This window comes from Synechococcus sp. WC101, from assembly GCF_047461555.1.
Taxonomy (GTDB): Bacteria; Cyanobacteriota; Cyanobacteriia; order Thermostichales; family Thermostichaceae; genus Thermostichus.
On sequence record NZ_JANSHG010000151.1, the window covers coordinates 1 to 5,865 of the forward strand.

The window sequence follows — 5,865 nt, forward strand, 5'->3', positions numbered from 1 at the left end:
TGAGCGACGTTGGATAACAGTGGTCATGATGGCAAACTTCCCTGAGGAAGCGCGAAGATTGACAACCTAACCTTAAATCATCCGTTAAGTTCTGTCAACTACCTCGCTTGATCCTGAGAGAGGCCATGTCAGTTCCCCGCTGGATTTTAGGGATCCACACCACCACGCCTGTTCTGGGCTTGGCCGTGTTGCCGCTGGAGGAGAAGCTGGGGGAGAGCCGCAGCCGGAGTTGGTGGCTGGATCGGGAGATGGCGGCGCAGTTGCACCCTTGCCTGAAGGAGTTCTTGGCCGGCCAGGACTGGTCGCAGATGGCGGGGATCGCTGTCGCTCTGGGGCCGGGGAGTTTTACCGGCAGCCGTTTGGGGGTAAGTGTGGCGCGGCTGTTGGGCCAGCAGTTGCGCATTCCGGTGTTCGGCTACTCGACTTTGGCGGTTCTCGCCCGCCAGGTGTGGCAGGAGCAGGGATCCCCGCCTCAGCCGCTGACGGTGGCGGTGCAGATGGACGCCAAGCGAGGGGAGCAGTATGGTGGCGTGTACCGGCTGGGGCCAGAACATTGGGTTGCCGAAGTGGCGGATCAGATCTGGGAAGAAGCGTCTTGGCAGAAGGTTCTGCGGCAGTGGCCCCAGGCTCTGGTCGTCGATGCTGCCGACTGGGTGGATCCGGCACCTGTGCTGGCGTTGGCGGAACTGGCCCGCGCCGACTTCCAAGCAGGCTTGCGCCCTTCCTGGCAGACGGTGTTGCCTCTTTACGGACGTCAGCCGCCCATTGATCTCAGAGAGCTGAATCGGAGTGCCCCGCAGCCGGGGTAAGATTGGGAAGTCTGAGCAACGGATCCCTGTGCTGACATGATCTCAAGCAACGACTTGCGCCCCGGCGTCTCTGTGGAAATTGATGGCGCTCCCTACAAGGTGATCGAGTTTCTGCATGTGAAACCCGGCAAGGGCGCGGCCTTTGTGCGCACCAAGCTCAAAAATATGCAGACCGGCAACGTTGTGGAGAAAACCTTCCGCGCCGGCGAGATGCTGCCCGCGGCCACTATTGAAAAAGTGAATATGCAGTATCTCTATTCAGAAGGGGACAATTTCGTGTTCATGGACATGGAGACCTACGAACAGGCTCCCCTCAGCGCTGCCCAAATCGGCTCTGCCGTGAAATACCTGAAAGAGAACATGGAGGTGGCCATCCTGCGCTGGAAGGGGCAGGTGATCGATGTGGAGCTGCCCAACACCGTTGTCTTGGAAGTGGTGGAAACCGACCCCGGCGTGAGAGGAGATACGGCAACAGGGGGAACCAAGCCCGCCAAGCTGGAGACCGGCGCTGAGATCCAGGTGCCTCTGTTTATTAAGGTGGGAGAACGGGTGCGTGTCGATACTCGCACCGACACCTATATAGGCCGCGAGTGATGGCTCCCCCTCTTCTTGCCGCTGGGCTGCCGTTGTGGACAGGTGATGCATCAGGAGTAATCTTCCCTTGGATGTTGTCAATTGGCAGGAAGTTCGCCTTCTGCTGGCCGCTCTGCAGGAGAGCGACGTTACCGAGCTAATCCTGGAGTACAAGGATTTCCGCCTCACCCTGCGCAAAGGGATCCCGGCTGGCCTTGCTGCTGCTGCCGCTGCTCCGCCCGCTGCCCCGCCGCCAGAACCCCCCCCTGCTTCCCCTGCAGAAGCTCCCCCTCCTGAGAGCGCTCCTAAGCCTGCCCCCAGCCACTGGGTGGAGGTGACGGCGCCGATGGTGGGCACCTTCTACAGCGCTCCTGCCCCTGGAGAAACGGATTTTGTGCAGGTTGGCCAACGGGTGAACAAGGGCCAAACTCTCTGCATTATCGAAGCCATGAAGCTGATGAACGAGATAGAAGCTGAAACGGCGGGCGTGGTGAGGGAGATTTTGGTGAGCAACGGCCAGCCGGTGGAATTTGGCCAAGTTTTAATGCGACTGGATCCCACCGGCTAACAACAAGGCTGGGGCAGAGATAGGGAGGGATCCCTTGGTGGAGGAGGGGCTGTGGCAATTTCTCTTGCCGACCTTTGCCTGCGACTAGGCAACTTTGCCGATGCTTCAGCCCAGAGCTGCCGAGATGGTTGAGGGAGTCACGGTTCTGCCCCCCCAGCACATCGTCGGGCAGGAGCTGGCGGCGCGGCTGCTCGTGGCGGCCTTGGAAAAGGGGCGGGTGACCTCTAGCTACTGTTTCTTGGGACCAGAAGGGGTGGGACGGAGCCTGATGGCCCGCTGGTTTGCCCAGGCCCTCTTCTGCGAGGCCAGCTCAGGGATCCCTTGCGGCCAGTGCTCCAACTGCCGTTGGCTCCTCGCAGGCACCCATCCCGATCTCCACTGGGTCAGCCCCACCTATGTCCACCAGGGCCGCCTGATAGCAGCAGACGCCCCGGAGGCACAAGCTCTGCAGCGGCGCTCCCCGCCGCAAATTCGCCTGGAACAGGTGCAGGAAGTGGTTCGCTTCTGTGCCCGTAGGCCAATGCACGCCCGCCGCTCGCTAGTTGTACTGGAGGGAGCGGAAACCCTGACAGAAAGTGCGGCCAATGCCCTGCTGAAAACCCTGGAGGAGCCTGAGCCGGCCCACATCGTTCTTATCGCCTCCCACCACTCGCCTACCCCCCTTCCCCACCCTTTGCCACCGACGCTGCTGTCCCGCTGCCAGATGGTGCCGTTTCGCCGCCTCAGCTCGGCAGAGATGGAGCAAGTGTTGACAGCTTTGGGCTGCCCGGAGCTGCCCGGGATCCCTCGCTCTGAGCTAATTGCCCTAGCCCAAGGCAGCCCTGGACGGGCGCTGGCCGCCCAGCAGCACCTGCAAAGCCTTCCGCCGTCACTGCTGCAGCACCTAAGACGCTGGCCCCACTCGCTGCGGCAGGCGCTGGAAGTGGCTAGGGCAGTGGCTGCTCTCGATTTGCCGGCGCAGCTGTGGCTGATCGACTATCTGCAGCAGCAGTTCTGGGCGCAGGGATCCCGCCAGGCCATCCGGCAACTGGAGCAGATTCGCCAACAGCTTTTGCAATTTGTGCAGCCGCGCCTTGCTTGGGAGGTCAACCTGGCCGGATTCGACAGCAGTGGCAACCCAAGCCCTGTGGCAAAGTGAGGAGAGAGCGTTCAAGACGTGTCTATGCCTGCATGGCTTTCCGCCCTCCTTGCCGCCCTTGGAGGCTACCTGCTGGGATCCATCCCCACCGGCTACTGGGTGGGCCGTTGCTGGGGTGGGATCGACCTCCGCCAAGCGGGATCCGGCTCAACGGGGGCAACCAACGTGTTGCGGACAGTGGGCAAGGGGCCGGCGCTGCTGGTGTTGCTGGTGGACGCTGCCAAGGGAGCGGCAGCGGTGGCGCTGGGATCAGCTCTGGGCTCGCCGTGGTGGGTGGTCGTGGCGGCCCTGGGGGCGGTGATCGGCCATAGCCGCTCCTGCTGGCTGGGCTTCAAGGGGGGCAAGTCGGTGGCCACCAGCCTGGGGATCCTGTTGGCCATGGCTTGGCCGGTAGCCCTGGCTACCTTCGGTGTCTGGCTGCTGGGGATCGCCCTCACCCGCATCGTCTCGTTTAGCTCCCTGCTGGCGGCGGTGGCGGCGCCGCTCTTGATGTGGGCTCTGGGCCAGCCTCTGCCGTATTTGCTGTTTGCCTTGGCAGGGGGGGTTTATGTCATTGCTGCCCATCGCCGCAACATCGAACGCCTGCTGGCCGGCTCGGAGCCGCGCATCGGCCAAAAATGGGCCCAATCCCCCTGATCCCGGTTGTCAAAGTTGCGTAGCTTTACATGGAACCCTCCACCGTGGTTTTTGTCTACGGATCCCTGCTGCGGGGCGGCCAGTACCACAGCCTGCTGCAAGGGGCAGAGTTTTTGGGCCCAGACAGCCTCAACCACATCGACCTCTACGATCTCGGCCCCTACCCGATGGCCGTTCCTGGCCGCAACCGGCTCTACGGCGAGCGCTACCGCATTCCCTTGGGCCTGTTGCCCCGCCTAGATGAGCTGGAAGACCACCCGCGGCTATACGAACGGCAGTGGGTGCAACTGGAGAGCGGCACCTTTGCCTGGGTTTATCTGGGTCGGCCTGAGCAGGTGCAGGGGTGTCCCCTCATTCCTAGTGGCCGCTGGCTGCCCTGGGACCCCTAGAGATCGAAGTGGAGCTTGACGCCCTCAACATACTGGGGCAGTAGCTCGGCTGAGGGTGGATCCCATTCTGGGGGATCCAACTCTCTGGCAGAGGGAGCAACGGCCTCTACGGGGCTGGACGTGCGCTCCAGGTAGTAGATGCAATCTCCGCGTCGCCAGATGCCCGGCTCCGGCAGGTAGAACAGCCGACCGACCTGGGACGACTTGCCCTTCTCCCCAAACCAGCCTCCCAGACGCTGCGGACGCACCAGCAACAAAGGCAGGCAGAGATCGGCTTTGATGCGGTAGGCGAACTGATCCCGCAGCCGCTCCAACGTGGGATCCTCTAGCCCCATCTGGGCCGAAAAAGGGTTGAGCAGCGCTGAGCGCGCTGCCGCGATCGACTCCTGAGCCGAGGCCCCGGCGGATTGGGGGGGCTTCAGGCCCAGGTCCGCCAGGGTGGGCAGGGTGATCGAGCGCAGCTCGGCCCGATTGGCCTCCAGGTAGCTGGCCCAGCGCTGCAGTTGGGAAAAAGGGATCGGCAGGGTGCGGATCCCTTCCGAGATGGGCATCTCCGGCAGCAACACCGTCCAGATGGCGGCAGAAACCGAAAGCTTCACCATCAGCTCGGCAATGGCCCAGTTCACCTGCGGATCCAAAGTCAGGATCAACAGAGTTTCCGCATGGTCGATATCGGCCTTCAAGAAGGCTGACTCGCTCAGCACGGCTTCCTGCAAAGATCCGGGCAGCACCTGGCCAGGTTCCTCTGAGGACTCCGTCCCGCTGACGCGAACCGGCAGGGCTTTGGAGCTGCCATTGCCGCTGGCGGGGTGGGTCCCTGAGGTATGGCCGGCTTTGTGGCCGTTGAGCTCGGCGGGAAGATTGGCGGTGCGCTCGCGCAGACGGGATCCCGACGGCAGCGGCAGCACCTCCACCGCCTGGTTGAGGGAGCACAGCAACTGGGCCAACTGGCCGACCAGCGGATGGTTGCCGATGATCACCGTAGAACTCCCCTGATCCAAGCCCAGCCAGCGGGCCACCCAGGCAGCGGTCAGCCCCTGCACCGTCACCGTGACCGAGATGGTCAAAAACACCAGCGCCTTGAGGGCATCCCCCCCGGTAATGCCCCGCTCGGTGAGCAAAATGGCAAACAAAGAAGCCACCGAGGCCGCCACGATGCCGCGGGGGGCCAGCCAGGCCACAAACAGCTTCTGCCGCCAATTCAGGTCGCTGCGCCAGGTACACAGCCACACGCTCAAAGGACGCACCACCAGCATCAGGCAGAGCACCGTGGCCAAGGCTCCCCACCCCAGCGCAAATACCGCCTTGAGCGAGAGGGTGGAAGTCAGCAGAATAAACAACACCGAGATGGCCATCACCACCAACTGGCCGTGAAACTGGCGCACGCTCCGCTCGGCAATGGCCGCCTTCTGCCGCACCACCAACCCGGCCATCACCACCGCCATTAGACCCGCCTCGGAGCGCAGCGACTGGGCCAGGGCAAACACCCCCAGCGCCCCCGCCAGCACCACCGAGTTGCGCAGCTCCTCCGTCAAAAACTGCCGCGACCAGAGCAGGAAGGATCCCATCAGCCAGCCCCCCAGCGCCCCCACCGCCGACCCAATGGCCAAGCGGCTAGATAGCTGCTCTAGGGCCAGCAAGAAACTGGGGTGGCCGGAGAGCACCACCTGCAGCACCACCACCGCCAAGATGGCCCCCACGGGGTCGATGAGCACCCCTTCCCCCTCCAGCAGGGTGCTGACGGCGGAATCG

At 63.3% G+C, this 5,865-nt stretch carries 7 protein-coding genes; 6 read left to right on the forward strand and 1 reads right to left on the reverse strand.

What is annotated here, in order from left to right; all coding sequences use genetic code 11:
- Positions 1-125 precede the first annotated feature (125 nt).
- The 6 genes from tsaB to NW809_RS10180 all read left to right on the forward strand — a co-directional run bounded on the left by tsaB (position 126) and on the right by NW809_RS10180 (position 4,113).
- The gene (gene tsaB / locus NW809_RS10155; RefSeq protein ID WP_414402052.1) at positions 126-809 is read left to right on the forward strand and encodes a tRNA (adenosine(37)-N6)-threonylcarbamoyltransferase complex dimerization subunit type 1 TsaB; all 684 of its coding nucleotides are present in this window, start codon (positions 126-128) and stop codon (positions 807-809) included.
- Between the two features lie 36 nt (positions 810-845).
- Entirely contained in the window at positions 846-1,403 is a 558-nt protein-coding gene (efp, locus tag NW809_RS10160) for an elongation factor P (RefSeq protein WP_011430134.1), read from the forward strand.
- A 67-nt stretch (positions 1,404-1,470) separates the two neighbouring features.
- Positions 1,471-1,950, forward strand: coding sequence for an acetyl-CoA carboxylase biotin carboxyl carrier protein (gene accB, locus NW809_RS10165; protein WP_011430133.1), 480 nt, complete (start codon positions 1,471-1,473; stop codon positions 1,948-1,950).
- Between the two features lie 100 nt (positions 1,951-2,050).
- Complete coding sequence (locus tag NW809_RS10170) at positions 2,051-3,088, forward strand: DNA polymerase III subunit delta' (protein ID WP_414402053.1); 1,038 nt, start codon at positions 2,051-2,053, stop codon at positions 3,086-3,088.
- Between the two features lie 24 nt (positions 3,089-3,112).
- Positions 3,113-3,724 carry a glycerol-3-phosphate 1-O-acyltransferase PlsY gene (gene plsY, locus NW809_RS10175; RefSeq protein WP_011430131.1) on the forward strand — a complete coding sequence of 204 codons (612 nt, stop codon included), beginning with the start codon at positions 3,113-3,115 and terminating at the stop codon, positions 3,722-3,724.
- Positions 3,725-3,753: 29 nt separating this feature from the next.
- Entirely contained in the window at positions 3,754-4,113 is a 360-nt protein-coding gene (locus NW809_RS10180) for a gamma-glutamylcyclotransferase (RefSeq protein ID WP_041438264.1), read from the forward strand.
- On the opposite strand, the gene NW809_RS10185 is transcribed toward NW809_RS10180, so the two are convergent.
- Positions 4,110-5,865: cation:proton antiporter (locus NW809_RS10185; RefSeq protein WP_414402054.1), on the reverse strand; the 1,756-nt coding region annotated here is incomplete at its 5' end. The genes NW809_RS10180 and NW809_RS10185 overlap by 4 nt on opposite strands.